Consider the following 25,104-nt stretch of genomic DNA (forward strand, 5'->3'; position numbering starts at 1 on the left):
GACGCTCCGGCGTCCACCCGCCCCATTGCGCTCCTGAACGATCAGACACAGCCAACGACACACGGGAACGCTCGACCCGAGCCGGCGCTACAATGCCGCCCTACCGATCCGCCAGGCACGCCCGGAGCCCCTCGATGTTCACCCTCGCCCACCTGAGCAACCCACCGCCCGAATCCCTGAAAAGCCAGGTGCTGCAGATGGTGGTGGACTATTTCAGTGACATCAGCCCGGTGCCGCTGACGCCCAGCAACCCGCTCTACCAGCTGTACCAGTACGTGATCGGCTACGAGGTGCACCTGTACCTGCAGGCCATGGACAGCGCACAGGAGAGCACCGCGCAGCTGATCCTGGCGCTGGACGATGAAGACCCGTCCCAGGTACTCGGCTTCGCCCTCTACCTGCCGAGCAGGGACGACCCCGACGCCTGCACCCTGGCCTACATGGCCGTGCAGGCCAGCCATCGTCGGCGCGGCATCGCCCGCGCCATGCTGCAGCACATGATCGCCCGCCACCCGCACGCCGAACTGGCCTGCGCAGCAGGCAAGGTGCCGACCTTCGAGGCCCTGGGTTTTCAGGTGCTGGCCGCCCGCGGGCCGCAGGTGCTGATGAACACCCGCGACCACAGCTCGGACGGCATGATCGCGGTGCAGGACCTGACGCCGATCTTCCAGTCCATCGAAGTCCGGCAGATCCACGCCTACCTGCTCAAACAGAACGGCAACAAGGCCATGAGCGACGCGGAGCGAAACCGCGACTACCTGCTCGATCAGATGGAGCGGCAGGCAGAGGCACTGGTGAAAGAACGCCTGATCAGGCACTGATTCAGTCCGGGGCGCGTCAGCCCTGTAGGGTGGACAACCCGAAACTTCTCCACCGTTCACCTCCAACACCACCCGGCACCTCAAGGTGCCACCCTCCCCCTCGCCGGCTACAATGCGCGCTTGCCGTGTCACGCCTGATAAAAGAAGAAAGCCCATGTCCTTGCCCAAACACCATCTGGAATTGCTCAGCCCTGCCCGCGATGTGCACATCGCCCGCGAGGCCATCCTGCATGGCGCCGATGCCGTGTACATCGGCGGCCCGAGCTTCGGCGCGCGGCACAACGCCTGCAACGAGGTGAGCGATATCGCCCAACTGGTGGAATTCGCCCACCGCTTCCACGCGCGGGTGTTCGTCACCATCAACACCATCCTGCATGACGACGAGCTGGAGCCGGCGCGCACGCTGATCCACCAGCTGTACGACGCCGGGGTCGACGCGCTGATCGTGCAGGATCTCGGGGTGATGGAAATGGACATCCCGCCCATCGAGCTGCACGCCAGTACCCAGACCGACATTCGCACCCTGGAACGGGCCCGGTTTCTCGATCAGGCCGGCTTCTCCCAACTGGTGCTGGCCCGCGAGCTGAACCTGCAGCAGATCCGCGCCATCGCCGATGAAACCGACGCCGCCATCGAGTTCTTCATCCACGGGGCGCTGTGCGTAGCCTTCTCCGGCCAGTGCAACATCTCCCACGCGCAGACCGGGCGCAGCGCCAACCGCGGCGACTGCTCGCAGGCCTGCCGCCTGCCCTACACCCTGAAGGACGACCAGGGCCGCGTGGTGGCCTTCGAGAAGCACCTGCTGTCGATGAAGGACAACAACCAGGCCGCCAACCTCAGTGCCCTGGTCGATGCCGGCGTGCGCTCGTTCAAGATCGAGGGGCGCTACAAGGATGTCGGCTACGTGAAGAACATCACCGCTTACTACCGCCAGCGCCTGGACGGCATCCTCGAAGGCCGCCCCGACCTGGCCCGTGCCGCCAGCGGCCGCACCGATCACTTCTTCGTGCCGGACCCGGACAAGACCTTCCACCGTGGCAGCACCGACTATTTCGTCACCGACCGCAAGATCGACATCGGCGCCTTTGACACGCCGACCTTCACCGGCCTGCACGTGGGCCAGGTGGAAAAGGTCGGCAAGCGCGACCTGATCGCCGTTACCCATGAACCGCTGTCCAACGGCGACGGCCTCAATGTGCTGGTCAAGCGCGACGTGGTGGGCTTTCGCGCCAACATCGCCGAGCTGAAAAGCGAATTCGAAGAAGACGGCGAAAAACGCTACCGCTACCGCGTCGAGCCTAACGAAATGCCCGAGGGCATGTTCCGCCTGCGCCCGAATCACCCGCTCTCCCGCAACCTCGACCACAACTGGCAGCACGCGCTGCAGAAAACCTCGGCGGAGCGGCGCATCGGCCTGTACTGGCAGGCGACCCTGCGCGAGGAGCGCCTGCAGCTGACCGCCACCAGCGAGGAAGGTATCAGCGCCAGCGTCAGCCTGGACGGCCCGTTCGGGGCGGCGAACAAGCCCGAGCAGGCGCTGGAGCAACTGCGCGACCTGCTCGGCCAGCTCGGCACCACCATCTACCATGCCGAAGCCGTGGAGCTGGATGCGCCGCAGGCGTACTTCATCCCCAACTCGCAGCTGAAATCCCTGCGTCGCGAAGCCATCGACGCGCTGACCGAGGCCCGCGTCGCCGCCCACCCGCGTGGCGGGCGCAAGGCCGTCAGCGTGCCGCCGCCGGTGTACCCGGAGGCGCACCTGTCGTTCCTCGCCAACGTGTACAACCAGAAGGCCCGCGACTTCTACCACCGCTACGGGGTGAAGCTGATCGACGCGGCCTACGAGGCCCACGAGGAGCCGGGCGAAGTGCCGGTGATGATCACCAAGCACTGCCTGCGCTTCTCCTTCAACCTGTGCCCCAAGCAGGCCAAGGGCGTCACCGGTGTGAAGACCAAGGTTGCGCCGATGCAGCTGATCCACGGCGACGAAGTGCTGACCCTGAAATTCGACTGCAAGCCGTGCGAGATGCACGTGGTCGGCAAGATGAAGGGCCACATCCTCGACCTGCCGCTGCCGGGCAGCGCCGCCACCCAGGTGGTCGGCCACATCAGCCCGGACGACCTGCTCAAGACCATCCGCAACAAACCGGGCTACAGCCACTAAGGTCGCTTTCGTAGGTGGGTCGCGCCTCATCGACCCACCGGGCGAAGCCTCAGTGGATGAACTATCTGCCATCCACCTCGGCGCCAGGTGCTGCAACGTGCCGGTCTTCGGTGCGCACGGCGCGCCCTACGACGGCATCAACGTCGCTGCCAGATACAACCCCGCACCGAACACCAGATGCGTAACCAGGCTGCGGACCCGCGCCTGAGTGGGATGCGCCGTGCGCGAAGCAGCGATGCCCATGCCAAAACCCGGTTGCATCAGCAGAAATGGCGCGGCAACGGTAACCGCACCGAACGCCAGCGCAGGCCATAACGTCGGCTGCTGCAACCAACCGCCGCCCACCAGCAGCACGAATACCGCCGCAAACGCCAAGCCGGTCAGGTAGTGGAAAGCCCAACCGAGCATTTTCTCGCCGTACACCGCCGGCGCCTTGCCGATTGCCGTGTGGCGAAACTGGCCGTGGCGCATATGCCCGAGCCAGCGCCCGACCAGTGCATAGTCGAGCACGGCGATGCCGAACAGCCGGCGGCGCAGCAGCCCCCAGCCATCCATCAGCAGCGTCGCGCCAAGGCCCAGAGTCATCACCCGCAGGATCATCTCGACTGTCATACCCATCTCCCTCTACCCTCTGTGAAAGGCCGTTTTCAGTAGCCTGCCAGTTCAAGTCGACTTGAGGTCAAGCATGAAAGAGATGGATATCGGCAAGGTCGCGCGCTGGTCCGGGCTGCCGGCCTCGACCCTGCGCTACTACGAGGAGAAGGGGCTGATCCGCTCCATCGGCCGCAACGGCCTCAAGCGCGTGTTCAGCGAAACAGTGATCCAGCGTCTGTCGCTGATCGCCCTGGGGCGCACGGCAGGCTTCTCGCTGGATGCCATCGCCGACATGCTCGCCACCGATGGCGAACTGGCCCTCGACCGCGAACGGTTGCTGCAGCAGGCCGATCAGGTCGACCAGACCATCAAGCGCCTCAGCGCCATCCGTGACGGCCTGCGCCACGCAGCGTCATGCTCGGCACCCAGCCACCTCGATTGCCCCAAGTTCCAGCGCCTGATGAACCTCGCGGCCAGAACGGCGGCAAGTGAACGACCGCAACGAGCCAAGCCGGGCCGAGGCAGTACGCCATCGGCCGCGACCGCCTCCTGAGTGCAAGGTAGCCGCGCTTATGGCGCGCCGAACAACGCGGTCCAGTAGATGCCCGCGTCGCTCTTCGGGTCGAGCGCGTGGGCCGCGCCCAGTTCGCTGAACTGCGTGCTCATCAGGTTGGCGCAATGGCCGGGGCTGGCCAGCCAACCGGCCACCACCTTGTCGGCACTGTCCTGCCCGGCCGCGATGTTCTCGCCGATGTTGCCGCCGCTGTAGCCGGCCAGCTCCGCGCGGTCGCTCGGGGTGCGACCGTCACGGTCGCGGTGGTTGAAAAAGTTACCGTTGGCCATCGCCCGGCTATGGGTTTGCGCGGCACTGGCCAGCGCCGCATTCCAGGCCAGCGGTGCGGCTGCGGCGAAGGCTTGCGCGCCACACTGGCGAGCCTGCGCACGTGCCGCGTTGATCCGTTCGAGCAGCTTCTGCCCCTCCGCCGCACCATCACCCAGGCCGCGCCCCAGCAGCGGCCGCGCCAGGACGATTCGCCAATCACGACCATCGCGGCTGACGCCGATATCGACGAACTGCGGGTCGAGCACCACCTTGCAGAAACTCTCCTGCAGCGCGGTCATCGCCGACTGCGCATCGCGCGGCCCGGACAGGCTGATGGCCTGCACGTTGACCAGCGGATAAGCGGCACGCGCCAGGGCCTGCTGCAAGTCTTCCCCCCCGGCGACCGAGAGCACCAGACGCGGATCGGCAGCCAGCGGCGGCAACTCCTCGGAAACCTTGTCGGCACAACGCTGAACCTGGCTGCGGTAGGTGTTGATCGACTCGATCAGCTGCGTTTCTTCAGCCGCACCCGCGGTGGCGGCGACCAGCAAGCCGAGGGATAGCGCAGCGGGACGCAGAACGGATGTGATGCCCATGAACCTCTCCTTGATCTGACTGCGCCCATGATGCGCGATTGCGCGCCCGCCTGGCACTCCGGCGTGCGCAACACGCGCCTGCATATCGCGCCAGACAAACGACCCGGCACGGCACGAAGTAGTTCCGACCCTGCCTGGCGCAGCCACCGCAGGGCGGGCAGTATGGAAGTCGATGCTCGAAAGCTGGATACGGACATGCCCACCCCGCCCCCTACCCTGACCACCCCACGCTTGGTCCTGCGCGCCCTGGAGCTGAGCGACGCGCCAGCGATCCAGGCGATTTTCCCGCAGTGGCAAATCGTCGAATTTCTCGCCAACCGCGTGCCCTGGCCCTATCCCGAGGATGGCGCATTGGCGTTCGTGCGTGATGCCTGCCTGCCGGCGATGGCGCGTGGCACGCAGTGGCACTGGACGATTCGTCGGCGCGAAGAGCCCGAGCAGCTGATCGGCACGATCAACCTGCTCGACGAGCCCGGCAACAACCGTGGCCTGTGGCTCGACCCGCAGTGGCAGGGCCGTGGCCTGATGCAGGAAGCCTGCGACGTGGTCACCGGCTACTGGTTCGAGGTGCTGCAAAAGCCGCTGTTACAGGTGCCCAAGGCCGTGCCCAACGTGCGCTCGGTACGCCTCTCCGAGCGCAGCGGCATGCGTCTGGTCGGCAGCACGATGAGCGATTTCGTCTCCGGGCGCTTCGAGTCGCAGCTGTGGGAAATGACTCGCGAAGATTGGCTGCAACGCAAGTCCCGCGCGCTGTCGGAATGACTCGGCAAGTCATTCCGACTCGCCAGTGCGGCATGTCGAAATGACATCAAGCGCGCCAAGCGACTGATTCACAAGCACTTCTCAACTGGCACGTTTCATGGACCGCTCAGGGCAACCCAAACCGACCCTGAGGTGAATGAAATGCTGCTCGTCCGCGCCAGCCGCTACCGCCACGCCCTGACCGAAAACCACGCGCTGCAGGCACGCCTGGATGCCGCTGAGAAGACCATCGCCGATCTGCAGCAGGCCCTCGCCGCACAGCGTCAGGAGCCGCAATGCCAGGCCGACCTGGCCTTCTACCAGGGCCTGGCCGGCAACATGCTCAAGTTCGGTCGCTCCATTGGCCATGTCGGCGACTCGTTCAGCTACCTCAACGCCCGCCTGGAGGACAACAACCAGCGCGCGCAGAGCGTGGCCGCCGCGGCGATCAACAACAAGTTGAAGTTCAGCGAGCTGCAGGACCAGTCGCAGCTGATGGAGGACGGTCTGGGCACGCTCAATGCGCGGATCTCCGAGCTGGTCGAGCGCGCCGGCGAGATCGACCGCATCGTCGGCCTGATCAGCACCATCGCCAGCCAGACCAACCTGCTCGCCCTCAACGCTGCCATCGAGGCGGCGCGGGCCGGTGACTCCGGCCGCGGTTTCGCCGTGGTCGCCAGCGAGATCCGCAACCTGGCGGAGAAGACCGCCAGCGCGACCAAGGACATCGTCAGCGAAACCGCCGACATCCAGAACGTGATCCGCGAGGCGCAGCGCTGCATCCTCGACCACGTGAAAACCGCGCACACCTTCCACGGCATGACCACCGAGGCCAGCGCTGCGATGTTCGAGGTGTACAGCCTGGCGCAGCGCATGCACCTGGAGATCAACCGTTCGTTCTTCCGCTCCGGCATCGAGCTGGCCAACCTCGCCGAGCTGTCGCTCAAGGCCTCGGTCTACGAGGGCATTCTCTCCGGCGCGGCCGATACCCGGCTGGTCAGCGAGGAGGAATGCCTGTTCGGCCGCTGGTACTACGGCGACGGCAACGCCGCGCTCAAGGGCAGCCGCGAGTTCGCCCTGATCGAACACCCGCACGAACAGGTGCACCAGTCCGGCAGCGCCGCGCTGGCTGCGTTCGGCAGCGGCCAGCTGATGGCGGCGCTGCAGCACCTGGCGGTGATGGAAGACTCCAACGTCGAGGTGATGCGCATCGTCAAGAAGGTCCTGGCCGAGCACGAGAAGGGGCTCAGCGTGCACCCGCAGGATCGCCTCGCGGCCTGACCGTTGCGGGCTACTCGCCTACGGACCGACTCCGAGCAGCCGAGCGGTGCGGAACTCGCACGGCCTGGCGGACCCAAACCTGTATCCGCCACCGCGCAGGAGCGCCCCGCATGGCCGACGACGACCAGCCCGAAGACGACGCCATCGACAGCGAGCCGAAGGCCCACGACCTGCCTGAGGAGGTATTGGAAAACCTCAAAGAAGTCGCCCCGCTGCCCGCACCGATTCCCGAACCAGGCCCGCTGTAGCACTTGCCTGACAGAATCTCCCCACGCCGCGCCCTGTAGTGCGACGTGCGTGTGCCTACACGACAAACGGCAGGTCCGTTCGTCCCTCATCGCTTAAAGCTCCCGGCCAGGTGCCGATAATCCTCTCGCGTGCCGAACCACCGCCCTTGCTGGCGGCCCTCGCGAGCGGAGACTCGATGCCGCCTTGATGCGCCCGTCGTGGACGGGCGTTGTCCGTAGTCCGCGCCTTCCGGGATCGCCATGAAGAAGACGTTTTTCGCTCGCCACCGCCGTTCGCTCGGCGTGATCACCCTGTGCATCCTTCTGCTCGCCGTTGCCGCCGGCAGTTTTTGGTACGCCAGCCAGCCGAAGGCCACGCCGCCGGGCGACGCCTCGGCCGCCATGCTCCAGCAACTGCAGCAGTCCAGCGACGCCTGGACCGCCAACCGCCGCGACCTCTCGACCCTGGTCGGCGACATGCGTGACGGGCGGATCGCCAGCGCCGCGCTGAGCGAGGACGCGGTGTACGTCACCACCACCGACGGCCAACACTACTGGCTGGCAGACCAGTCCGGGCGCATCGGCGAAATGATCCTGCGCGACTACAGCAGCGCCAGCGGCAGCCTGTTCCCGGTCAGCCTGTTCGACACCGATGGTGAAGCGCCCTGGTACAGCAAGCTGCTGGCCCAATGGCCGCTGCTGCTGTTGCTGGTTGCCGGCGCGGCGTTCGTCGCCTGGAAACTGCACCCGCCGCAAACCCTGAAGCAGCGCACCGGCATTCGCTTCGCCGACGTGATCGGCGCCGGCGAAGCCAAACTCGCTCTGCAGGACGTCACCGCCTACCTGCGCGACCCGGCTGCCTTCGCTGCCCTCGGCGCGCGGCCGCCGAAGGGCGTGCTGCTCACCGGCGAGCCTGGCACCGGCAAGACACAGCTGGCCAAGGCCCTGGCCAGCGAGTGCGACGCGCACTTCATCCAGGTCACCGGCAGCGACTTTTCCTCGATGTACTTCGGCGTTGGCATCCACAAGGTCAAGGCGCTGTTCCGCACCGCGCGCAAGCATGCGCCGTGCATCGTGTTCATCGACGAGATCGACGGCATCGGCCGCCGTGGTGAGCAGAGCCGCTCGAGCGACGCCGAGGGCAACCGCATCGTCAACCAGTTCCTCACCGAACTCGACGGCTTCGCCGCCGACAGCGGTGTGCTGGTGCTGGGCGCGACCAACTTCCCCAACTCGCTGGACCCGGCGCTGGTGCGCGAAGGCCGCTTCGACCGCAGCATCGCCGTCGGCCTGCCAAGCCTGGCCGAGCGCGAGCAGCTGTTCCGCCTCTATGCCGGCAAGGTCAAGGCCAGCGGCACACTCGACTTCGCCCAGCTGGCGCGCAACAGCGTCGGCCTGACCCCGGCGGCGATCGCCTACATCGTCAACCACGCCGCCCTGCTCGCCGCCCGCAGCCAGCAGACCGAGGTGGTCATGCAGCACTTCGTCGACGCGCTGGAAACCTGCCGCATCGGCGAGCAGCCGCTAGGCGCCAGCGCGCTGTCGGAAACTGACCGCACGCGCATCGCGGTGCACGAGGCCGGCCACGCCATCGTCGCTGCCGCCCTGCATTGCGGGCGCGTGGAGAAGGTCACCATCCTGCCGCGCGGCCAGGCCCTCGGCGTGACCCTGGTGACGCCGGTGGAAGACAAGCGCCTGCACCTGGAATCCGAGCTGCGCGCACGCATCCAGATGCTCCTCGCCGGACGCGTCGCCGAGCAGCTGTATTTCCATGAGGTGTCGTCCGGTGCCGGGCAGGACCTGCACGAGGCCAGCAAGCTCGCCCTGTCGATGGTCGGCGCGCTGGGCATGGGCCCGAAAGGCTCGCTGCTGAGCCTGCAGGCCGTGCGTGACGCGCACCTGGACAGCGACCCACGTGAAGCGCTGCAAGCTGCCGATGACCTGCTGCAACAGCTCAACCGCACCTGCACCAAGTTGGTGGAGCGGCTCAAACCGGCACTGGACCAGATCAGCCAGCGCCTGCTGGAAGAGGAAACCGTGCCCGGTGAAGACGTGGTCGCGGCGGTCGAAGCGCTGATGCACGAATCGCTCGGCAACGTCAGCGTGCTGCCCGGCCACACGCCGCACATGGAGCGCGTGGCTGCCAGTGCCTACGACGGCTTCGATCCGCTGTTCGACCTGGCCCTGGTCGACGAGGTGAGCGACGAGCAGACGGCTGGCCCCGGCATGGCCTGATCCGGCCGGCGGCGGTTTGAATGAAAGGGGGTTTCCGGTAGGCTGCCCCCCTCACTCGAAAGGAGCTACTCCCATGGCCAGAGCCACTGCCCGTCACATCCTGGTTGCCAGCGAAGCCAAGTGCAACGAACTCAAAGCCGCCATCGAAGGCGGTGCCGACTTCGCCCAGGTCGCCAAAGACAATTCCACCTGCCCGTCCAGCCGCCAAGGCGGTGACCTGGGTTCCTTCGGCCCGGGCCAGATGGTCAAGGAGTTCGACACCGTGGTGTTCAGCGCGCCGGTCAACGTCGTACAGGGTCCGGTGAAGACCCAGTTCGGCTACCACCTGCTCGAAGTCACCAGCCGCCAGGACTGATCCTGACCGCTCCCGCGCGACGCGCGGGAGCCTGCGGCCGGCGCTGCTGGCCGCGCCCCTCTCTGCCACTCAGCCAGTAAACCAGCAGGAAACCGGGCAACCGGTATACTCGCGCGCCTCTTCCTCCTCTCGGCTCGCCGCGGACTGCTCATGACCTCCCCCGATACCCTCGACCTTCCGCTCGCCGACGCCCTGCCCGCCGACGTCAGCCCCGCTGTCGATGCGCCTGTGGCCAACCCGGAAAAAGCCGCGATCCCGGCCTTTCGCTTCCCCTTCTCGCCCGCCACCTACGCGCCGAACAAGAACGCCGGCCAGGCCTGGCACCAGAAAGGCAGCAACGCCAGCCACGAGAAGAAGATCGGTCCGGCCCCCAGCGGCACGCGGCGCTCGATGGGCAAGCGCTGACACCTCACCCTGACTGACCAGCTCCCCGCAGGAGCGCCCAGATCGTTCCCACGCTCCGCGTGGGAATGCCGTTGCAGACGCTCTGCGTCTGTGGGACGCAAAGCGTCCCGGGCCGGTTTCCACGCAAGAGCCGGTGTTCTAGACACGATCAGGGGAGCATTCGCGCGTTTGTGTCGGTCTTCTGCTTAGACCCACGAAAAGGGCGCGGGCGGCAGCCGTCGAATGCCGTCTCTCAGCGCCCTTCGTCTCAGATGAGGGATTCCCCATGACGCCACGCCCGCTGCCCTACCTCTTCGCCGCCCTGTTCAGCGTCTGCGCCGGCCAGGCGGCCGCCGCCGAACCCGTCGACGGCTCCGGCGACATCACCGATGCGCAGTACAACCAGGTGCTCGCCGGTGACTGGCGCGCCCCGGAAAACCGCGCCCGCGATGTCTACCGCCATCCCATGGACACCTTGCGTTTCTTCGGCCTCTCACCTGGCCAGACGCTGATCGAAGTCAGCCCCGGCGCTGGCTGGTACAGCGAAATCCTCGCTCCGCTGCTGCGCGACAAGGGCCAGTACATTGCCGCGGTGAATGGCGCGAAGGGTGCCGAAAGCCTGCGCAAGAAATTCCACAATGACCCGCGACGCTACGCCAAGGCGCGCATCGCCGAGTACGACCAGACCGCACCGGTACTCGGCGAGCCGAACTCGGCCGACGCTGTGGTGACCTTCCGCAACGTGCACAACTGGGTGAAAACCGACACCGCACCGGCAATGTTCAAGGCCATGTTCGAGGTACTCAAGCCGGGCGGCAAACTCGGCGTGGTCGAGCACCGCGCCGCCAAGGACACCGCCCTGGACGCGGTGAAAGACACCGGTTACCTGCCGACCGAGTACGTGCAGAAACTCGCCACCGACGCCGGCTTCGTGTTCATCGAGGCCTCGGAGGTCAACGCCAACCCGGACGACACCAAGGACTACCCCGAAGGCGTATGGACCCTGCCGCCGGAGCTGCGCCTGGGTGACAAGGACAAGCAGAAGTACCTGGACATCGGCGAGTCGGACCGCATGACGTTGAACTTCGTCAAACCGGCGCACGACAAGCCGAAGCCCTGATCACCCGGCCTGCGTGAGCGGCGCAGGCGGCCTTTCTATTGATCTGCAGCATGCCGCGGCGCGTTGCGACACCCTGTCGCACGCGCCGCTTCTGCGTCTGGCCCCAGGCCCTGAGGGGCGCGGCCTGCAGCGCTCAAACGCCACCCGGCGAATTATCGCGACAACCTCTAAACCGCTCTAGAACGCGACCTACACGATCTAACCGGGGCTAGGCCGCCTGCGGTCAATGGTCTATACCCTTTGGGGTCCATGGTCAGGACGGCATGGATAGTGGCTCATAAGGAGCCGCGCGGGCAGCCCGATCACGGCTGCCATTGTGCCCGCCCGACTGGAGGTCCGCGTTCATGAATCCGTTGAAGATTGCCGCCAGCGATACCGCCCGCGACTGTTTCCACGCCACCCGCGCCATCGTTCCCCTCGCCCAGACCGACTACACCGACGTGGCCGTTGCCGTGGTCTCGGTGGCCGACGTGCTGGGCGGCGCCCTGGAAGTCATCCAGCGCACCGGCTTCAACATTCCCATCTTCATCGTCGTCTCGGTCGAAGGCACCCACGGCGCGGAAGTCATCCCGCACCTGCGCGAGCTGCTGTTGCAGGTCAACGGCGTGTTCGACCCGACCCGCGACAACGCCGAGCATTACGGCCACCAGCTGGAAACCGCGGCCAAGGCCTACGAGGCGACCCTGCTGCCCCCGTTCTTCGGCGCCCTCAAGCAGTACACCGAGGCCGGCAACTCGACCTTCGCCTGCCCCGGCCACCAGGGCGGGCAGTTCTTCCGCAAGCACCCCGCGGGCCGACAGTTCTTCGATTTCTTCGGCGAGACGCTATTTCGCGCCGACATGTGCAACGCCGACGTCCGCCTCGGCGACCTGCTGATCCACGAAGGCCCGGCCCTGCAGGCGCAGAAGCACGCGGCCAAGGTGTACAACGCCGACAAGACCTACTTCGTGCTCAACGGCACCTCGGCCTCGAACAAGGTGGTAACCAACGCCCTGCTCACCCCCGGCGACCTGGTGCTGTTCGACCGCAACAACCACAAGTCCATCCACCAGGGCGCGCTGCTGCAGGCCGGCGCCACGCCGATCTACCTGGAGACCGCACGCAACCCCTACGGCTTCATCGGCGGCATCGATGCGCACTGCTTCGAGGAGGTCTACCTGCGCGGGCTGATCAGTGAAGTGGCGCCGCACAAGGCCGAGCAGCCACGGCCGTTCCGCCTCGCGGTGATCCAGCTGGGCACCTACGACGGCACCATCTACAACGCGCGCCAGGTGGTCGATCGCATCGGCCACCTGTGCGACTACATCCTCTTCGACTCGGCCTGGGTCGGCTACGAGCAGTTCATCCCGATGATGAAGGACTGTTCGCCGCTGCTGCTGGAGCTGAACGAGCACGATCCCGGCATCTTCGTCACCCAGTCGGTGCACAAGCAGCAGGCCGGTTTCTCCCAGGCCTCGCAGATCCACAAGAAGGACCGCCACATCAAGGGCCAGGCGCGCTACTGCAACCACGCGCGGCTGAACAACGCCTTCATGGCACATGCCTCGACCAGCCCGCTGTACCCGCTGTTCGCCTCGCTCGACGTCAACGCGCGCATCCACGGCGGGCGCAGCGGCCCGCGTCTGTGGCACGACTGCGTGAAGTTCGGCATCGACGCCCGCAAACTGGTGCTGGAAAACTGCACGATGATCCGCCCCTTCGTGCCGGACACCATCGACGGCCGCGACTGGCAGGACTACCCCACCGAGGCCATCGCCAACGACATCCGCTTCTTCCGCTTCCACCCGCAGGACCGCTGGCACGCCTTCCCCGGCTACGCCGACAACCAGTACTTCATCGACCCCTGCAAGCTGCTGTTCACCACCCCGGGCATCGACCCCATCGACGGCAGCTACACCGACTTCGGCATCCACGCCGGCATCCTGGCCAACTTCCTGCGCCAGAACGGCATCGTCCCGGAGAAGTGCGACCTCAACTCGATCCTGTTCCTGCTCACCCCGGCCGAGGACACGGCGAAGATGAGCCACCTGGTGGCGCAGATCGCCCGCTTCGAGCGCTTCATCAGCGATGACGCGCCGATGAGCCGCGTGTTGCCGGGCATCTACGAGCAGTACAGCGAGCGCTACCGCGACTACAGCATCCGCCAGCTGTGCCAGGAGATGCACGACCTCTACCGCAGCCGCAACGTGCAGCAGCTGCAGCGCGACATGTTCCGCCACAGCCACTTCCCGACCATGGCCGTGCTGCCGCAAGCGGCGCAGATCGAGTACACCCGCGGCAATGTCGAGCTGATCCCGCTGGAACAGGCCGCCGGGCGCATCGCCGCCGAGGGCGCGCTGCCCTATCCACCGGGCGTGCTGTGCATGGTCCCCGGTGAGGTCTGGGGCGGCGCCGTGCTGGAGTATTTCCTCGCGCTCGAAGAAGGCATCAACCGCCTGCCCGGCTTCACCCCGGAGCTGCAGGGCGTGTACCTCAAGCAAGACCAGGGGCGCATCCGCGCCTACGGCTACGTGCTCAAGGGTTGAGCCTCACGCGGCCCGCTGCGGCGGGCCGCGCCTTCCGTGCTGTGGTCGCAGCCGGGTGTGACGGGGCGCTCGGTTGCCCCCTACCCAAACGCGCGCGTTATGGAGAAACTGCGCGCCCTCTTCCGGCAATCAAGGATGTGCCTGCTCCATGCAATCGCTCACTCGCGCACGCGGCGCCCAGCCGCTGCCCTGGCTCGGCCTGCTGCTCTACGGTCTGTCACTGCTGCTCGCCGCCGTCGCGGCCTTCGGCTTGTGGTCGAGCCTGCCGCAGTTCAACGAGCTGTTCGCCAGCTTCGGCGCAACCCTGCCGCTGCCGACCCTGCTGCTGATCGAATACCCGCTGGGTATCTGGAACCTGCTGCGCGGAGGCCTTCTGCACGTGCTGGCCTGGCTGCTGATCTGGGCCGTGGTGCGCCAGCGCTGGGCCCATCGTGGCGTGCTGCTGGCGACCGTGCTGGTCTGGCTGGCAGTGGCACTGTTGATCGTCGCGCTGTACCTGCCGCTGGTGAGCATGGCGGTCTGAAGCGGCTGCGTCAGAGTGCCGAGAAGCGCTTGTCCAGCCCCTGGGCGCGGAACTGCTCGACGACGAAATCGACGAACACGCGGGTCTTCTGCGGCAGCAGTTTCTGCGCGGCGAAGTGGATGGAAATGATCCCGGTGTCCACGTACCAGCCCGGCAACACCCGCTGCAATGCACCGCTCTGCAGGTGCGGCAACGCATGCGGCATGCTCACCAGGGTGATGCCGAGGTTCATCAACGCCGCCTGACAGGACGCTTCCGGATCACCCAGGGTCATGCGCACCTGCAGGTCGATCGGAGCCTGCAGGCCCTCGCGGTTGCGCAGCATCCACGGGCGCACGCGGCCGGTTTGTGGTGAGCGGATGAGGATACCGGCGTGGCCGTGCAGCTCGTCCGGTGTGCGTGGCTCACCGTGCTGTTGCAGGTAGGCCGGCGAGGCCAGCAGCACCCGATGCGCCGGCGCCAGTTCACGCGCCACCACGCCGGGCGACAGCTCGAAACCACCGCCAATGGCAGCATCGAAGCCTTCGGCGATCAGGTCCACGGGGCGGTTGTCGAAGTGCCAGTCCGGCTGCACGGCCGGGTAGCGCTGCAGGAACGCCTCCAGCAGCGGCAGGATGTAATAGCGCCCGAATGCCAGCCCCATGCTCACCTTGAGCACACCCGCCGGCTGGCCCTGCGCACTGGCCAGGTTGGCGATGGCCGCCTGCAGGCTGAGCAGGCCCGGCGATGACTCCAGTAGAAAGCGCTCGCCGGCTTCGGTCAGGGTCAGGCTGCGCGTACTACGCTGGAACAGCCGCACACCCAGACGCGCCTCCAGGCTGGCCACGTTCTTGCCTACCGCCGCCGGCGTCAGGCCCAGGCGCCGCGCGGCTTCGGCAAAGCTGCCAGCCTCCGCACTGCGAACGAAACAGTCGATGCAATTGAGGGTATCCATGGCCCGACTATAAACCGTTGCGATCTAAAGAAACCACAAATTAACGGCTAATCAAGCACGAATAACCGGTAGATACTCACTCCCGTCAAGTAAGCAAATCCGTTCGGACTACCCCACTACTTTCTGGAGACGACCATGACCACTTCCCTGTCCCTGAGCAACAAAGTCGCATTCATTCAAGGCGGTTCGCGCGGCATCGGCGCCGCCATCGTCAAACGCCTGGCCCGTGAAGGCGCCGCCGTGACCTTCACCTACAGCCAGTCCGCCGACAGCGCCAATGCGCTGGTCGCCGAAGTTCAGGCCGCCGGCGGCCGTGCCCTGGCGATCCGCGCCGACAGCGCCCAGGAGCAGGACATCCGCGCCGCCATCGGCGAAGCGGTGCGCACCTTCGGCCGCCTCGACATCCTGGTCAACAACGCCGGTGTGCTGGCCATCGCGCCCATCGAGGAATTCAGCATCGACGACCTCGACCGCACCCTGGCGGTGAACGTGCGCAGCGTGGTGATCGCCAGCCAGGAAGCCGCCCGGAACATGAACGACGGCGGGCGCATCATCAGCATCGGCAGTACCAACGCAGACCGCATGCCCTTCGGCGGTGGCGCCGTGTACGCCATGAGCAAGTCCGCTCTGGTCGGTTTGACCAAGGGCCTGGCGCGCGACCTCGGCCCGCGCGGCATCACCGTCAACAATGTGCAACCGGGCCCGGTGGACACCGACATGAACCCGGACAACACCGACTTCGCCACCTCGCTGAAGCCGCTGATGGCGGTCGGGCGCTACGGCCAGGTCGAGGAAATCGCCAGCTTCGTCGCCTACCTGGCCGGTCCGGAAGCGGGCTACATCACCGGCGCCAACCTGCTGATCGACGGCGGTTTCGCCGCCTGATTCACCAGGGCCGGCAGGCGGCGGGGAGGTTTATCCCCGCTGCCTGCGTTACCGGTCTATGCTGCCTGCAGTTCATCGACATCTCTTTGCGCCGGCTGCAACAGCCAGGAGGTGGTAATGGCCAACGAGCATTTACCCATCCACATACCCCGGAGGTGACCATCGTGAGCAAAGGCATGGAATCGCGCAAAGAGGCGAAGAAGAAACCGCAGAAGACCGCCGTGGAAAAACGTGCGGCCAAACGCGACAAGAAATCCGGCGGTACGCCGCTACTGGGCAGCCACGGCATCCACTGACCCGCCCCCTCACCGGCAGCCCATGCCGGGCATGCAACAACCCTCCCACAGATCGGCTCGCACCCCGCACAGCATGCGTACGGGGTGCCTGCGCGCGCGCGACCGGCTAGAATCTGCCGCCTTAATCCGGATCAGCCGGACAGACTTCCATCCGCAGCAAGCGAGAGAACAACATGGGCGCACAGTGGAAAGCCAAACCGAAAGAAGCCGCAGCCAACGCCAGGGGCAAGATCTTCGGCCGTCTGGTCAAGGAGATCATGGTCGCCGCGCGTAACGGCGCCGACCCGGATACCAACGCCAAGCTGCGCGTTGCCGTACATGCGGCCAAGAAAGCCTCGATGCCCAAGGACACCCTGGAGCGCGCGATCAAGAAAGGCGCCGGCCTGCTTGGCGAAACCGTCAACTTCGAGCGCACCACCTACGAAGGCTTCGCCCCGCACCAGGTGCCGGTGATCGTCGAATGCCTGACCGACAACGTGAACCGCACCGTTGCGGAAATCCGCGTGCTGTTCCGCAAGGGCCAGATGGGTGCTTCCGGTTCGGTGACCTGGGACTTCAACCACGTCGGCATGATCGAAGCCTCCACCGACAACGGTGCCGACCCGGAGCTGGCGGCCATCGAAGCGGGCGCTCAGGACTTCGAGCCAGCTGAAGAAGGCGACACCCTGTTCGTCACCGAAATCACCGACCTCGACGCCGTGTGCAAGGCCCTTCCCGAGCACGGCTTCACCGTCAACGCGGCGAAGATCGGCTACATGCCGAAGAACCCGGTCAGCAGCCTGAGCGAGGCGCAGATGGAAGAGGTCGAAGCCTTCCTCGAAGCCCTCGACAACCACGACGACGTACAGAACGTCTACGTCGGCCTCTCCGGCTGATCGCCCGGCCGTGAGCCGCAGCGCGTTCCACCAGCAGCAGGCGGCGCGCGCCTGCGCCGAGGCCGAGCGCCTGCTCCAGCAGCGCGAGGCCCTCGGCCCGCGCTGGCTGAGCTGTGTCGCCGGCGAGCTTTACCAGCTCACGCCCGCCGAGTACGCGGCCATGGTGCGCCGCGAACTGCAGCGCCTGAGCACGTCCTGAACGTCGCTGGCAATCGCCGGCACGACATCGGCTCCATCGACAAAGCCAATCGGCCAGTTCGCGCCTCGGCGGCTATGCTGCCAGCACGCACCGACCACTGGCCCAAAGGAGCTGAGCATGAGCACGCCACACCCCGTCTCCCCTTCCAGCGAACCCCTCGACGATGAAACCCTGGCGTTCGCCGAGCGGGTCTTCGACTGCGCGCGCAACGGCGCCAGCGAGGAACTGCACACGCTGCTGGCCCAGGGCCTGCCCGCCGACCTGCGCAACCACAAGGGCGACAGCCTGCTGATGCTGGCCAGCTACCACGGCCATGTCGACACCACGCGCCTGCTCCTGCAGCACGGCGCGACGCCGGACCTGCGCAACAACAACGGCCAGACGCCGCTGGCCGGCGCTGCCTTCAAGGGCGACGTGGCGATCATCGAACTGCTGCTGGAGCACGGCGCCGATGTCGAAGGCAGCACCCCGGACGGCAAGACCACACTGATGCTGGCCGCGATGTTCAATCGCGTCGAGGTGGTCGAACTGCTGCTGGCCCACGGTGCCGACGCCAAGCGCCAGGACGCCAGCGGCCTGACCGCCCTCGCCGCGGCCCAGCACATGGGCGCCGTGCAAGCCGTCGAGCGCCTGCGCAGCGCCGTCTGAAGCCCCTGTCACACACGCCCGCTCCGGTTCATTGATCCGGAGCAAGGCGCGCTTCACCTCGCCCGGTAGCATCCTTGCCAGATAGCAGAGGCCGCAAAGGCCCACCCCGCACTGCGTGCGGCCCCTGACCGTGGTCACGACAACTCACGCGCGAGGTTTACCCATGAGCATCACATCCACCCAGATCTGCGAAGCAGCCGACCAACTGCGCGGCTTCGTCGGCTTCAACGGCAAGACCGGCCACTACATCGTGCGCTTCAGTGAAGACTCCTTCGGCCTGGATGTCGCCGACACCAGCATCACCCCCACCTGCGAATTCGTCTGGCGCCCGTTCGATGGCGAGCTGATGAACCTCAGCCGCGAGCGCCTCCAGCTGCTGCTGGAGCAGAACATCGACGACCGTCTGAATATCAGCGAACCGCTGCGCGTGTACATGCGCCGCCACGACCTGCCGGAAATCACCGCGCAGCGTGCCCTGCTGCCAGCCGGCTGAACAGGGAAACGGACACAGGCCGCGTTCTCGGCCGGTGTCGGTCGTGCTTTGCCGACGCTCCGGGCATAATGCTCGCCCCACAACAGGGCAGCATTGTGGCCCGGGACATACGCAAAGGATGCTATCGAGATACCTGACGCCAGGGTTGGCACTGGCAGGCCGGCTGATCGCCCTGCTGCTTTGCACCACGACCCTCGCCAGCGCGGCCGATGTGCTGCGCTATCCGCGTGCGCCCGCCGGTGAGGAATACCGCCAGACCTACGCCCTGGCGCAGTTGCAGCTGGCCCTGGATAAAGCCGACAGCCCGCTGCGCCTGGAACCCTCCGAATTCGCCATGGAACAGGAGCGCGCCCTGCTCAGCCTGGAAGAAGGCCGTGCGGTGGATGTGGTGTGGACCATGACCAGCGTCGAGCGCGAGCGCCGCCTGTTGCCCGTGCGCATCGGCATCGACAAGGGCCTGTTCGGCTGGCGCGTGGCCTTGCTGCGTCAGGACCGCCCCGACCTGTTGCGCGAGGTGCGCAACCTGGCCGACCTGCAGAGCCTGCGCGCTGGCCAGGGCCACGACTGGCCGGACACCGACATCCTGCGCTGGCAAGGCCTGCCGGTGGTGGTCACCGCCAGCTACGACAGCCTGTTCCGCATGCTCGCCGCCGGGCGCTTCGACTACTTTCCACGCTCGGTGCTGGAAGCCTGGGACGAAGTGCAGCACAACCCCCAGGCAGGCGCGGTCATCGACCCGCACCTGGTGCTGCGCTACCCGACCGCCTGCTATTTCTTTTTCTCGCCGCGCAACCCGCAACTGGCCGCAACCGTGCGCCGCGGCATGGAGAAAGCGTTGGCCGACGGTTCGTTCGACCGCCTGTTCCTGCAGCACTACGGCCCACTGTTGCGCCAGGCGCGCCTGGACCAACGCCAACTGATCGAACTGCACAACCCGCTGCTGCCTGCGGCCACGCCGCTGCAACGCAAGGCGCTGTGGTTCAGCCGCGACGACCTGCGCGCACTGCCGCGCCCGTAGGCGAATTCAGAACAGCGTCAGGCCGAGCGCGATCAACAGGCCGACGACCAGCACGCCAATCAGCAGCGGCAGCATCCGGTTCACGGTCGCGGCGGCCTCCACCGGCGCCACTGGCGCGGCCTGCGCTGTGGCGCGCAGCGGATTGAGGTTACCCGGCTGCGCGGCTGCCGGCGCCTTGCTCGGCGGCGGCAGGTCGATGGCGCGCATGAACACCGTGGCGTCCTCGTCTTCGGCCTGGGCCACCTCGACCTTCGGCCCGATCACCAGTAGCAGCACCGAACCCATGCGCACCTGGTCGCCCGGTTGCAGCACGGCGGTGGCGGCTTTCTGGCCGTTGACGAAGACACCGTTGGCCGAGGCCAGGTCCTTGACCTCGAGCACATCGTCCTTGAGGAAGAACTCGCAGTGGCGACGCGACAGTTCGGCGTCGCCGAAGCACAGCTCGCACTTCACCGACCGGCCAAAGGTCATCGAGCCGTGCACGTGGAATTTCTTGCCCTCGTGTTCGCCCTTGAGCACCTGCAGGAACCAGCGCGGCACCACCTCGGCGCGGGCCTTGCTGCGCGCCGGGTCGACCAGTAGCAGCTCCAGCGAACCGAGGCGTACGCGGTCCTCGGAACGCAGCTGGTAGCGACTGCCGATGCGCTCGTCGTTGACGAAGGTGCCCCCGGCGCTGTCGCAGTCGCTGAGGTAGTACTGGCCATTTTCCTGGCGCACTTCGGCGTGGAAGGCGCTCAAACCACTGTCGTCGACGGCCAGGTTGTTGCGGCTGTCCTGACCGAGCGTGAAACGCTCTTCAACCAGCCAGATGGGAGCCTGGCGGTTATCGACGAAGTGAATTCTGAGCATGGCTGCTGCTACCTCGAATGGGTTCTTCTTGTGGCCGGTATGTGGCCGGTGTTCGCTGTGACCTATTCGCCGATCAGCCGGTTCCACATACGTTTGATCGGGTTCTGCGGGCGCGACTCGGCGCCCGTGGCCGCAGTCGAACCGGCGCTGGAGCCAGCGCCGGTATTGGCATTGGCCTTGGCTCTGCTACGGCGCTTGGCCTCCAGGCTGGCGACCCGCTGCTCATGGTGGTCGAGCCGTTCCAGCAGCCCCGCATCGCTCGGCTCGACCTGCAACCCCTGCTGGATATAGGCCAGGGCCAGGCTGTATTCGCGGCGCTTGTAAGCCTCCTCGCTCAACTCGGCAAAACGCTGCACCACCCGGGCCAGGCCGACCAGCGCCTGTTCCTGCGCCGGTGCCCAGCCAAGCACCTGCTGGTAATGGAACACCGCGCTGTCGTCCTCGGGCAGCAGCAGGCGATCTTCACCGAGCGCCTGTTCGGCCTGCTGCAGGGCGCGAGCGATGCGCGCATCGAGCAGGCGCTGCAGGCCGGCGAGCACCTGCGGCGCGTCCGCGTCGAGCTGCTGGGCCTGGCGCAGGAAGTGATCGGCGTTGTCCAGCGCCGGCTCGATCAGCTTGCCCTCGCCCAGGCGCTTGTCAGCCTCGGCGACCAGGTTGTCGATGCGCTGCTGCAGGTAGGCGTTGTAGCCGAGCATGCCGGCAGTACCCGCCAGCAGCAGGCCGAGTAGCAGCCAGACCCAGAGCACCGCGCCGCGTCGCTCGACAGCGCCGGCCTGGCGTTCGGGCAGCACGGCCGCCGGGGCAATGCGCGTGCTGTCGAGGTCGACGGTATCCGTCACGGTGGCGCTCTGCGCCCCATCCAGGGCGGCCAGCAGCTCGCGGCAATCGGCGAAGCGCTGCTGCGGGTCCTTGGCTAGCATGCGCTCCAGCAGAGGCTGGTAGGCGACGAGCGAGGCCGGCAGCGCGGGCGGCGTCTGCTGCACATGATTCATCACTGTCTGCGTGTAGTTGGCGCCGCGAAACGGGTTATGCCCCAGAAGCATTTCCAGAAGGATCACGCCCAGGCTGTAGATGTCGGTGCGCGCATCAAGATCCAGGCACTGCGCCTGCTCCGGGCTGCTGTAGGCCGGGCTGCCGACGGCGATGCCGAACTGGGTCAGCTCGCTGTCCAGCTCCAGTTCCTTGGCGATGCCGAAGTCGGTGATCACCGCCGTGCCATCTTCGCGAAAGAGGATATTCGCCGGCTTGATGTCGCGATGCACCAGCCCGCGCTCGTGCACCACGGCCAGACCGCTGGCGACCTGGCGGACGATGTCCAGAGCACGCGACGGCGCGAAGGTCTCGCCGCGCTGCTGGGCCAGATCACCACCGGCAACGAACTCCATGGCCAGGTAATAACGGCCATCGGCGAGCCGGTCGATGTCGTGGATGGTGATGATCGACGGGTGGCTGAGCGAAGCGACGATGTGCGCCTCACGCACGAAACGCCGGCTGAACGCCTCGTCGTCGGCACTGCGCAGCACCTTGATCGCCACCTTGCGGTGCAGCGACTCCTGAGTGGCGAGGTAGACCTCGGCCATGCCGCCCTTGCCCAATTCGCCATGCAGTCGGTAACCGGGAATCTCAAGCACGTTGTCGCTCATAGCGGAGGGGCGCCGATGGGGTCAGAAGCTAACGGGATTTCAGCCAACGGCTGAGAAAAGTAGGCGGCTTGGCGGCGATCTCCGGTAATACCGGCGCGCCAAGGCCAAGCACGACACAACTGATATTGTCCTTGCCGCCCGCCTGATTGGCCAGCCCTATCAGCTGTTCGACCAGCTCATCGAGGGTGCTGGCGGCGTTGCAGCAGGCATGTATCTGCGCATCGTCGAGTTCGCCGGTGAGGCCGTCGCTACACAACAGGAGCAGCTCACCCGACTCCAGCGTGCCGCGTAGCAGGCCGACCTCGAGTGCCTGCTCGCCCTGCCCCAGGCACTGCAGCACCACGTTGCGCCGCGGATGCTGACGTGCCTCCTCGGGCGTCAGCTGGCCGGCGTCGATCATCATTTGCACCCAGCTGTGATCGCGGGACAACTGCTCGATACGCCCAGCGCCGACGCGGTAGGCGCGGCTGTCACCGACCCAGGCCAGCTCGAAAGCGGCGCCCTGCATGCGCACAGCCACCAGGGTGCTGCCCATGCTGCGACCTTCGCCGTCCTGCCCGGCAGCGATGATCGCCTGGTTGGCCGCCTGCACTGCCGCCTCCACCGCATCCCCTCGCTCAATGCGCTCGCGCAGCACCTGCAAGGCCAGCGCACTGGCCACCTCACCCCGCTGGTGCCCGCCCATGCCATCGGCCACCGCCCACAGCCCCAACTGCGGGCAGCACAGCAGCGCATCTTCGTTATGCGCACGCACCTGCCCCGCCGACGTGTGCGCGGCGAACAACAGGGGAACAGGGAGAGGTGTTGAAGACATGCCGAAGGGATCATCCACTGACTGATTCGCCAGGCATGATGCGACCGACGCAGGCGGCTGTCAGCCTCGCACCGCGTTTTTCCAGCGAAGTGTTAAGCAGTCGCGATGATCGACACTCAGCGGTTGCGCTGGATCTCGTAGCTGTTCTGCCCGGGGTAACGCTGCACTTCATGCCCGTTCGGGTAGACGATGGTCTGGCGTATGCCACCGTGCTGCTGCATCTGCGAACTGCCGTAGGAATGGCTGCGCGTGCTGCTGCGATCGCTGGGCACCCGGTAGCCGCCGTAGACGTCGTAGCGCTGGCTGGAGCTGGATGAGTCGACACCGCCCGAGGCACCGGGACTGACGTATTCGATGGGCACGCTCTGGATCGGCCGACGCACCGGCTCGCCAGCGAAGGCCTGGTTCGCCGTAGCGAACCCCAGCAGGGCAATAAGCGGAAGTAGACGCATGGGGATGTCCTCGCGTATGGCGCTATAGCCGTTCGACAACAACTACGGCGGTTAAGTCGTCCGGCAGTCCGGTTGGCGGCTTGGCAAGACGGACGGCTACGGTATCATCCCGCGCTTTTTTCGGGATGCTGCCGTCATGCACCTGCGCTGGACTCTCGCCGTACTGCTGTTAGCGCTCGCCTGCACCGGCATCCAAGCCGCCCCACCCCGCACCTTCGTCGAAGCCAAGAAAGTCGCCCGGGCGCTGTATGCCGCGCAATCGGTGGAGTTCTACTGTGGCTGCGCGTACAGCGGCAACCGGGTCAACCTGAAAAGCTGCGGCTACGTCCCGCGCAAGAACCCGCAACGCGCCGCGAGCATCGAGTGGGAGCACATCGTCCCGGCCTGGGTGATCGGTCATCAGCGCCGCTGCTGGCAACACGGAGGACGGCGCAACTGCACGCGCCACGACAAGACCTTCCAGCGCGCCGAGGCGGACCTGTTCAACCTGGTGCCGAGCATCGGCGAACTGAACGCTGACCGCAGCAACTACAGCTACGCCTGGCTGCCGCAACGTCCCAGCCAATATGGCGCCTGCCCGATGGTGGTCGACTTCAAGGCGCGCAAGGCGATGCCGCGCGCGACGGTACGCGGTATGGTCGCACGCACCTACTTCTACATGAGCGATCGTTACGCGCTGCGCCTGTCAGGTCAGGAACGCCGCCTGTTCGAGGCCTGGCACAAGCAATACCCGGTGCAGACCTGGGAACGGCAGCGCAATCAGCAACTGGCCTGCGTGATGGGTTGGGGCAACCCGTATGTCGGTAAAGTCGATCCGAGCCGCTGCAACTCACGTCAATAGTACGCAGCAAAGTGGCCGGAGAAGCCGCGCCCCACTTAGCAGATAAATCAAAAAGCATTAGGAAATCAGCGCTTATCCCTGTAGGGTGGTCGGACTGTGCTGCATGTGTCACCGCAAATCGACTGTTTAGATTTCGATCCAACTTTCATCGGTTTCTTTACTCTTTGCACTCAGTCATGGCCTGGGCTGTTCCAGTGTCATGTTCACTTTGTTCAAGGAGATATCCCATGTCCGATCGTCAAACTGGCACCGTCAAGTGGTTCAACGATGAAAAAGGCTTCGGCTTCATCACCCCGGAAAGCGGCGCTGATCTGTTCGTTCACTACCGCTCGATCCAGAGCGCTGGCTTCAAAAGCCTGCAGGAAGGCCAAAAGGTCTCCTTCGTGGCTGTAAAAGGTCAGAAAGGCATGCAAGCTGACGACGTCCAAGTAATCTAATTACTCGACGCGTCATAAAAACCGGCCCACGGGCCGGTTTTTTTATCGCCGTCATTTCACCTACCGCAGCACTGCGGCATTAATTCCTACAGAGAGGAGCAACCATGCGAGTCAAAGGATCCAGCCAGAAACCCAAGCCGCAACCGGCCGTGGAAACCAGCGAATCCATCGAAGCCCAGGTCGCCGCCTTCCTGAAATCCGGTGGCGAAATCCAGCAGATCGCCAAAGGCGTCAGCGGACAGTCTCTCACCCCGAGCCGACACATCACCATCAGCAAGAAGTGATGACCTGAGCGGCCTCTCCAGGCCGCCATCGCTCGGCACCCACTACG

General features: G+C 66.0%; 29 protein-coding genes and 1 pseudogene. 23 read left to right on the top strand and 7 right to left on the bottom strand.

Annotated elements, in window-relative coordinates; translation table 11 throughout:
- The first annotated feature begins 134 nt into the window (after window positions 1-134).
- Together IB229_RS17545 and IB229_RS17550 are read left to right on the top strand one after the other, a co-directional pair.
- Window positions 135-821 carry a GNAT family N-acetyltransferase gene (locus IB229_RS17545; protein WP_192331193.1) on the top strand — a complete coding sequence of 229 codons (687 nt, stop codon included), beginning with the start codon at window positions 135-137 and terminating at the stop codon, window positions 819-821.
- A 154-nt stretch (window positions 822-975) separates the two neighbouring features.
- Entirely contained in the window at window positions 976-2,985 is a 2,010-nt protein-coding gene (locus IB229_RS17550) for a peptidase U32 family protein (RefSeq protein ID WP_192331194.1), read from the top strand.
- Window positions 2,986-3,111: 126 nt separating this feature from the next.
- On the opposite strand, the gene IB229_RS17555 is transcribed toward IB229_RS17550, so the two are convergent.
- Window positions 3,112-3,597, bottom strand: coding sequence for a DUF2938 domain-containing protein (locus IB229_RS17555; protein ID WP_192331195.1), 486 nt, complete (start codon window positions 3,595-3,597; stop codon window positions 3,112-3,114).
- Window positions 3,598-3,670: 73 nt separating this feature from the next.
- On the opposite strand from IB229_RS17555, the gene IB229_RS17560 reads away from it, so the two are divergent.
- Window positions 3,671-4,132 (top strand): helix-turn-helix domain-containing protein, encoded by a 462-nt coding sequence (locus tag IB229_RS17560; protein WP_192331196.1) that lies wholly within the window; start codon window positions 3,671-3,673, stop codon window positions 4,130-4,132.
- 17 nt (window positions 4,133-4,149) lie between these two features.
- Here the strand turns inward: IB229_RS17560 and IB229_RS17565 are convergent, their stop codons facing one another.
- Complete coding sequence (locus IB229_RS17565; protein WP_192331197.1) at window positions 4,150-4,998, bottom strand: CAP domain-containing protein; 849 nt, start codon at window positions 4,996-4,998, stop codon at window positions 4,150-4,152.
- Window positions 4,999-5,193: 195 nt separating this feature from the next.
- On the opposite strand from IB229_RS17565, the gene IB229_RS17570 reads away from it, so the two are divergent.
- From IB229_RS17570 to IB229_RS17610, 10 genes and pseudogenes are all read left to right on the top strand, one after another.
- Window positions 5,194-5,760, top strand: a complete 567-nt coding sequence (locus IB229_RS17570; RefSeq protein ID WP_192331198.1) for a GNAT family N-acetyltransferase — start codon at window positions 5,194-5,196, stop codon at window positions 5,758-5,760.
- 558 nt (window positions 5,761-6,318) lie between these two features.
- Window positions 6,319-6,555, top strand: a pseudogene (locus IB229_RS22345) (methyl-accepting chemotaxis protein); the annotation flags it as partial.
- A 57-nt stretch (window positions 6,556-6,612) separates the two neighbouring features.
- Window positions 6,613-7,020, top strand: coding sequence for a CZB domain-containing protein (locus tag IB229_RS22350; protein ID WP_225579242.1), 408 nt, complete (start codon window positions 6,613-6,615; stop codon window positions 7,018-7,020).
- A gap of 110 nt (window positions 7,021-7,130) precedes the next feature.
- Window positions 7,131-7,268: a hypothetical protein gene (locus tag IB229_RS17580; protein WP_192331634.1), complete on the top strand. Its 138-nt coding sequence runs from the start codon at window positions 7,131-7,133 to the stop codon at window positions 7,266-7,268.
- 240 nt (window positions 7,269-7,508) lie between these two features.
- Window positions 7,509-9,482: an AAA family ATPase gene (locus IB229_RS17585; RefSeq protein WP_192331200.1), complete on the top strand. Its 1,974-nt coding sequence runs from the start codon at window positions 7,509-7,511 to the stop codon at window positions 9,480-9,482.
- Window positions 9,483-9,555: 73 nt separating this feature from the next.
- Window positions 9,556-9,837 (top strand): peptidylprolyl isomerase, encoded by a 282-nt coding sequence (locus IB229_RS17590; protein WP_192331201.1) that lies wholly within the window; start codon window positions 9,556-9,558, stop codon window positions 9,835-9,837.
- Window positions 9,838-9,987: 150 nt separating this feature from the next.
- Window positions 9,988-10,242 (top strand): hypothetical protein, encoded by a 255-nt coding sequence (locus tag IB229_RS17595; protein WP_192331202.1) that lies wholly within the window; start codon window positions 9,988-9,990, stop codon window positions 10,240-10,242.
- 265 nt (window positions 10,243-10,507) lie between these two features.
- The gene (locus tag IB229_RS17600) at window positions 10,508-11,341 is read left to right on the top strand and encodes a class I SAM-dependent methyltransferase (protein ID WP_192331203.1); all 834 of its coding nucleotides are present in this window, start codon (window positions 10,508-10,510) and stop codon (window positions 11,339-11,341) included.
- A 344-nt stretch (window positions 11,342-11,685) separates the two neighbouring features.
- Entirely contained in the window at window positions 11,686-13,866 is a 2,181-nt protein-coding gene (speF, locus tag IB229_RS17605; protein ID WP_192331204.1) for an ornithine decarboxylase SpeF, read from the top strand.
- 148 nt (window positions 13,867-14,014) lie between these two features.
- Window positions 14,015-14,389 carry a hypothetical protein gene (locus IB229_RS17610; RefSeq protein ID WP_192331205.1) on the top strand — a complete coding sequence of 125 codons (375 nt, stop codon included), beginning with the start codon at window positions 14,015-14,017 and terminating at the stop codon, window positions 14,387-14,389.
- A 10-nt stretch (window positions 14,390-14,399) separates the two neighbouring features.
- Here IB229_RS17610 and IB229_RS17615 read toward each other — a convergent pair whose 3' ends face one another.
- Window positions 14,400-15,323: a LysR family transcriptional regulator gene (locus IB229_RS17615; RefSeq protein ID WP_192331206.1), complete on the bottom strand. Its 924-nt coding sequence runs from the start codon at window positions 15,321-15,323 to the stop codon at window positions 14,400-14,402.
- A 135-nt stretch (window positions 15,324-15,458) separates the two neighbouring features.
- Between IB229_RS17615 and IB229_RS17620 the strand changes: the two genes are divergently transcribed.
- The 7 genes from IB229_RS17620 to IB229_RS17645 all read left to right on the top strand — a co-directional run bounded on the left by IB229_RS17620 (window position 15,459) and on the right by IB229_RS17645 (window position 19,737).
- Window positions 15,459-16,208 carry a 3-oxoacyl-ACP reductase family protein gene (locus IB229_RS17620; RefSeq protein ID WP_192331207.1) on the top strand — a complete coding sequence of 250 codons (750 nt, stop codon included), beginning with the start codon at window positions 15,459-15,461 and terminating at the stop codon, window positions 16,206-16,208.
- Window positions 16,209-16,372: 164 nt separating this feature from the next.
- Window positions 16,373-16,504 carry a hypothetical protein gene (locus tag IB229_RS22050; protein ID WP_263864172.1) on the top strand — a complete coding sequence of 44 codons (132 nt, stop codon included), beginning with the start codon at window positions 16,373-16,375 and terminating at the stop codon, window positions 16,502-16,504.
- Between the two features lie 173 nt (window positions 16,505-16,677).
- Window positions 16,678-17,379: a YebC/PmpR family DNA-binding transcriptional regulator gene (locus IB229_RS17625; RefSeq protein ID WP_192331208.1), complete on the top strand. Its 702-nt coding sequence runs from the start codon at window positions 16,678-16,680 to the stop codon at window positions 17,377-17,379.
- A gap of 10 nt (window positions 17,380-17,389) precedes the next feature.
- On the top strand, window positions 17,390-17,578 hold the full coding sequence (locus IB229_RS17630) for a hypothetical protein (RefSeq protein WP_192331209.1): 189 nt from the start codon (window positions 17,390-17,392) through the stop codon (window positions 17,576-17,578).
- Between the two features lie 117 nt (window positions 17,579-17,695).
- A complete protein-coding gene (locus IB229_RS17635; RefSeq protein WP_192331210.1) occupies window positions 17,696-18,226 on the top strand; it encodes an ankyrin repeat domain-containing protein in 531 nt (176 codons plus the stop codon).
- 163 nt (window positions 18,227-18,389) lie between these two features.
- On the top strand, window positions 18,390-18,719 hold the full coding sequence (locus IB229_RS17640) for a DUF2025 family protein (protein ID WP_192331211.1): 330 nt from the start codon (window positions 18,390-18,392) through the stop codon (window positions 18,717-18,719).
- A 118-nt stretch (window positions 18,720-18,837) separates the two neighbouring features.
- Entirely contained in the window at window positions 18,838-19,737 is a 900-nt protein-coding gene (locus IB229_RS17645; protein WP_192331212.1) for a substrate-binding periplasmic protein, read from the top strand.
- Window positions 19,738-19,743: 6 nt separating this feature from the next.
- Here the strand turns inward: IB229_RS17645 and IB229_RS17650 are convergent, their stop codons facing one another.
- The 4 genes from IB229_RS17650 to IB229_RS17665 all read right to left on the bottom strand — a co-directional run bounded on the left by IB229_RS17650 (window position 19,744) and on the right by IB229_RS17665 (window position 23,495).
- Window positions 19,744-20,586: an FHA domain-containing protein gene (locus IB229_RS17650; protein ID WP_192331213.1), complete on the bottom strand. Its 843-nt coding sequence runs from the start codon at window positions 20,584-20,586 to the stop codon at window positions 19,744-19,746.
- A 62-nt stretch (window positions 20,587-20,648) separates the two neighbouring features.
- Window positions 20,649-22,229 (bottom strand): serine/threonine-protein kinase, encoded by a 1,581-nt coding sequence (locus IB229_RS17655; protein ID WP_192331214.1) that lies wholly within the window; start codon window positions 22,227-22,229, stop codon window positions 20,649-20,651.
- A 28-nt stretch (window positions 22,230-22,257) separates the two neighbouring features.
- A complete protein-coding gene (locus tag IB229_RS17660; RefSeq protein WP_192331215.1) occupies window positions 22,258-23,043 on the bottom strand; it encodes a PP2C family protein-serine/threonine phosphatase in 786 nt (261 codons plus the stop codon).
- Between the two features lie 116 nt (window positions 23,044-23,159).
- Window positions 23,160-23,495, bottom strand: coding sequence for a hypothetical protein (locus IB229_RS17665; RefSeq protein WP_192331216.1), 336 nt, complete (start codon window positions 23,493-23,495; stop codon window positions 23,160-23,162).
- A 136-nt stretch (window positions 23,496-23,631) separates the two neighbouring features.
- Between IB229_RS17665 and IB229_RS17670 the strand changes: the two genes are divergently transcribed.
- The 3 genes from IB229_RS17670 to IB229_RS17680 all read left to right on the top strand — a co-directional run bounded on the left by IB229_RS17670 (window position 23,632) and on the right by IB229_RS17680 (window position 25,057).
- Complete coding sequence (locus IB229_RS17670) at window positions 23,632-24,336, top strand: endonuclease (RefSeq protein ID WP_192331217.1); 705 nt, start codon at window positions 23,632-23,634, stop codon at window positions 24,334-24,336.
- 227 nt (window positions 24,337-24,563) lie between these two features.
- Window positions 24,564-24,773, top strand: coding sequence for a cold-shock protein (locus IB229_RS17675; protein ID WP_160080933.1), 210 nt, complete (start codon window positions 24,564-24,566; stop codon window positions 24,771-24,773).
- 104 nt (window positions 24,774-24,877) lie between these two features.
- On the top strand, window positions 24,878-25,057 hold the full coding sequence (locus IB229_RS17680) for a hypothetical protein (protein WP_192331218.1): 180 nt from the start codon (window positions 24,878-24,880) through the stop codon (window positions 25,055-25,057).
- The last annotated feature ends 47 nt before the right edge of the window (window positions 25,058-25,104 follow it).

Origin of the sequence: Pseudomonas sp. PDM14, assembly GCF_014851905.1 — a bacterium.
GTDB lineage: Bacteria > Pseudomonadota > Gammaproteobacteria > Pseudomonadales > Pseudomonadaceae > Aquipseudomonas.

Excerpts from the sequence above, each read along its gene's own strand:
- IB229_RS17545 (WP_192331193.1), top strand. The coding sequence starts at position 135 with ATGTTCACCCTCGCCCACCTGAGCAACCCACCGCCCGAATCCCTGAAA.
- IB229_RS17550 (WP_192331194.1), top strand. The coding sequence starts at position 976 with ATGTCCTTGCCCAAACACCATCTGGAATTGCTCAGCCCTGCCCGCGAT.
- IB229_RS17555 (WP_192331195.1), bottom strand. The coding sequence starts at position 3,597 with ATGACAGTCGAGATGATCCTGCGGGTGATGACTCTGGGCCTTGGCGCG.
- IB229_RS17560 (WP_192331196.1), top strand. The coding sequence starts at position 3,671 with ATGAAAGAGATGGATATCGGCAAGGTCGCGCGCTGGTCCGGGCTGCCG.
- IB229_RS17565 (WP_192331197.1), bottom strand. The coding sequence starts at position 4,998 with ATGGGCATCACATCCGTTCTGCGTCCCGCTGCGCTATCCCTCGGCTTG.
- IB229_RS17570 (WP_192331198.1), top strand. The coding sequence starts at position 5,194 with ATGCCCACCCCGCCCCCTACCCTGACCACCCCACGCTTGGTCCTGCGC.
- IB229_RS22350 (WP_225579242.1), top strand. The coding sequence starts at position 6,613 with ATGCACCTGGAGATCAACCGTTCGTTCTTCCGCTCCGGCATCGAGCTG.
- IB229_RS17580 (WP_192331634.1), top strand. The coding sequence starts at position 7,131 with ATGGCCGACGACGACCAGCCCGAAGACGACGCCATCGACAGCGAGCCG.
- IB229_RS17585 (WP_192331200.1), top strand. The coding sequence starts at position 7,509 with ATGAAGAAGACGTTTTTCGCTCGCCACCGCCGTTCGCTCGGCGTGATC.
- IB229_RS17590 (WP_192331201.1), top strand. The coding sequence starts at position 9,556 with ATGGCCAGAGCCACTGCCCGTCACATCCTGGTTGCCAGCGAAGCCAAG.
- IB229_RS17595 (WP_192331202.1), top strand. The coding sequence starts at position 9,988 with ATGACCTCCCCCGATACCCTCGACCTTCCGCTCGCCGACGCCCTGCCC.
- IB229_RS17600 (WP_192331203.1), top strand. The coding sequence starts at position 10,508 with ATGACGCCACGCCCGCTGCCCTACCTCTTCGCCGCCCTGTTCAGCGTC.
- speF (WP_192331204.1), top strand. The coding sequence starts at position 11,686 with ATGAATCCGTTGAAGATTGCCGCCAGCGATACCGCCCGCGACTGTTTC.
- IB229_RS17610 (WP_192331205.1), top strand. The coding sequence starts at position 14,015 with ATGCAATCGCTCACTCGCGCACGCGGCGCCCAGCCGCTGCCCTGGCTC.
- IB229_RS17615 (WP_192331206.1), bottom strand. The coding sequence starts at position 15,323 with ATGGATACCCTCAATTGCATCGACTGTTTCGTTCGCAGTGCGGAGGCT.
- IB229_RS17620 (WP_192331207.1), top strand. The coding sequence starts at position 15,459 with ATGACCACTTCCCTGTCCCTGAGCAACAAAGTCGCATTCATTCAAGGC.
- IB229_RS17625 (WP_192331208.1), top strand. The coding sequence starts at position 16,678 with ATGGGCGCACAGTGGAAAGCCAAACCGAAAGAAGCCGCAGCCAACGCC.
- IB229_RS17635 (WP_192331210.1), top strand. The coding sequence starts at position 17,696 with ATGAGCACGCCACACCCCGTCTCCCCTTCCAGCGAACCCCTCGACGAT.
- IB229_RS17640 (WP_192331211.1), top strand. The coding sequence starts at position 18,390 with ATGAGCATCACATCCACCCAGATCTGCGAAGCAGCCGACCAACTGCGC.
- IB229_RS17645 (WP_192331212.1), top strand. The coding sequence starts at position 18,838 with ATGCTATCGAGATACCTGACGCCAGGGTTGGCACTGGCAGGCCGGCTG.
- IB229_RS17650 (WP_192331213.1), bottom strand. The coding sequence starts at position 20,586 with ATGCTCAGAATTCACTTCGTCGATAACCGCCAGGCTCCCATCTGGCTG.
- IB229_RS17655 (WP_192331214.1), bottom strand. The coding sequence starts at position 22,229 with ATGAGCGACAACGTGCTTGAGATTCCCGGTTACCGACTGCATGGCGAA.
- IB229_RS17660 (WP_192331215.1), bottom strand. The coding sequence starts at position 23,043 with ATGTCTTCAACACCTCTCCCTGTTCCCCTGTTGTTCGCCGCGCACACG.
- IB229_RS17665 (WP_192331216.1), bottom strand. The coding sequence starts at position 23,495 with ATGCGTCTACTTCCGCTTATTGCCCTGCTGGGGTTCGCTACGGCGAAC.
- IB229_RS17670 (WP_192331217.1), top strand. The coding sequence starts at position 23,632 with ATGCACCTGCGCTGGACTCTCGCCGTACTGCTGTTAGCGCTCGCCTGC.
- IB229_RS17675 (WP_160080933.1), top strand. The coding sequence starts at position 24,564 with ATGTCCGATCGTCAAACTGGCACCGTCAAGTGGTTCAACGATGAAAAA.
- IB229_RS17680 (WP_192331218.1), top strand. The coding sequence starts at position 24,878 with ATGCGAGTCAAAGGATCCAGCCAGAAACCCAAGCCGCAACCGGCCGTG.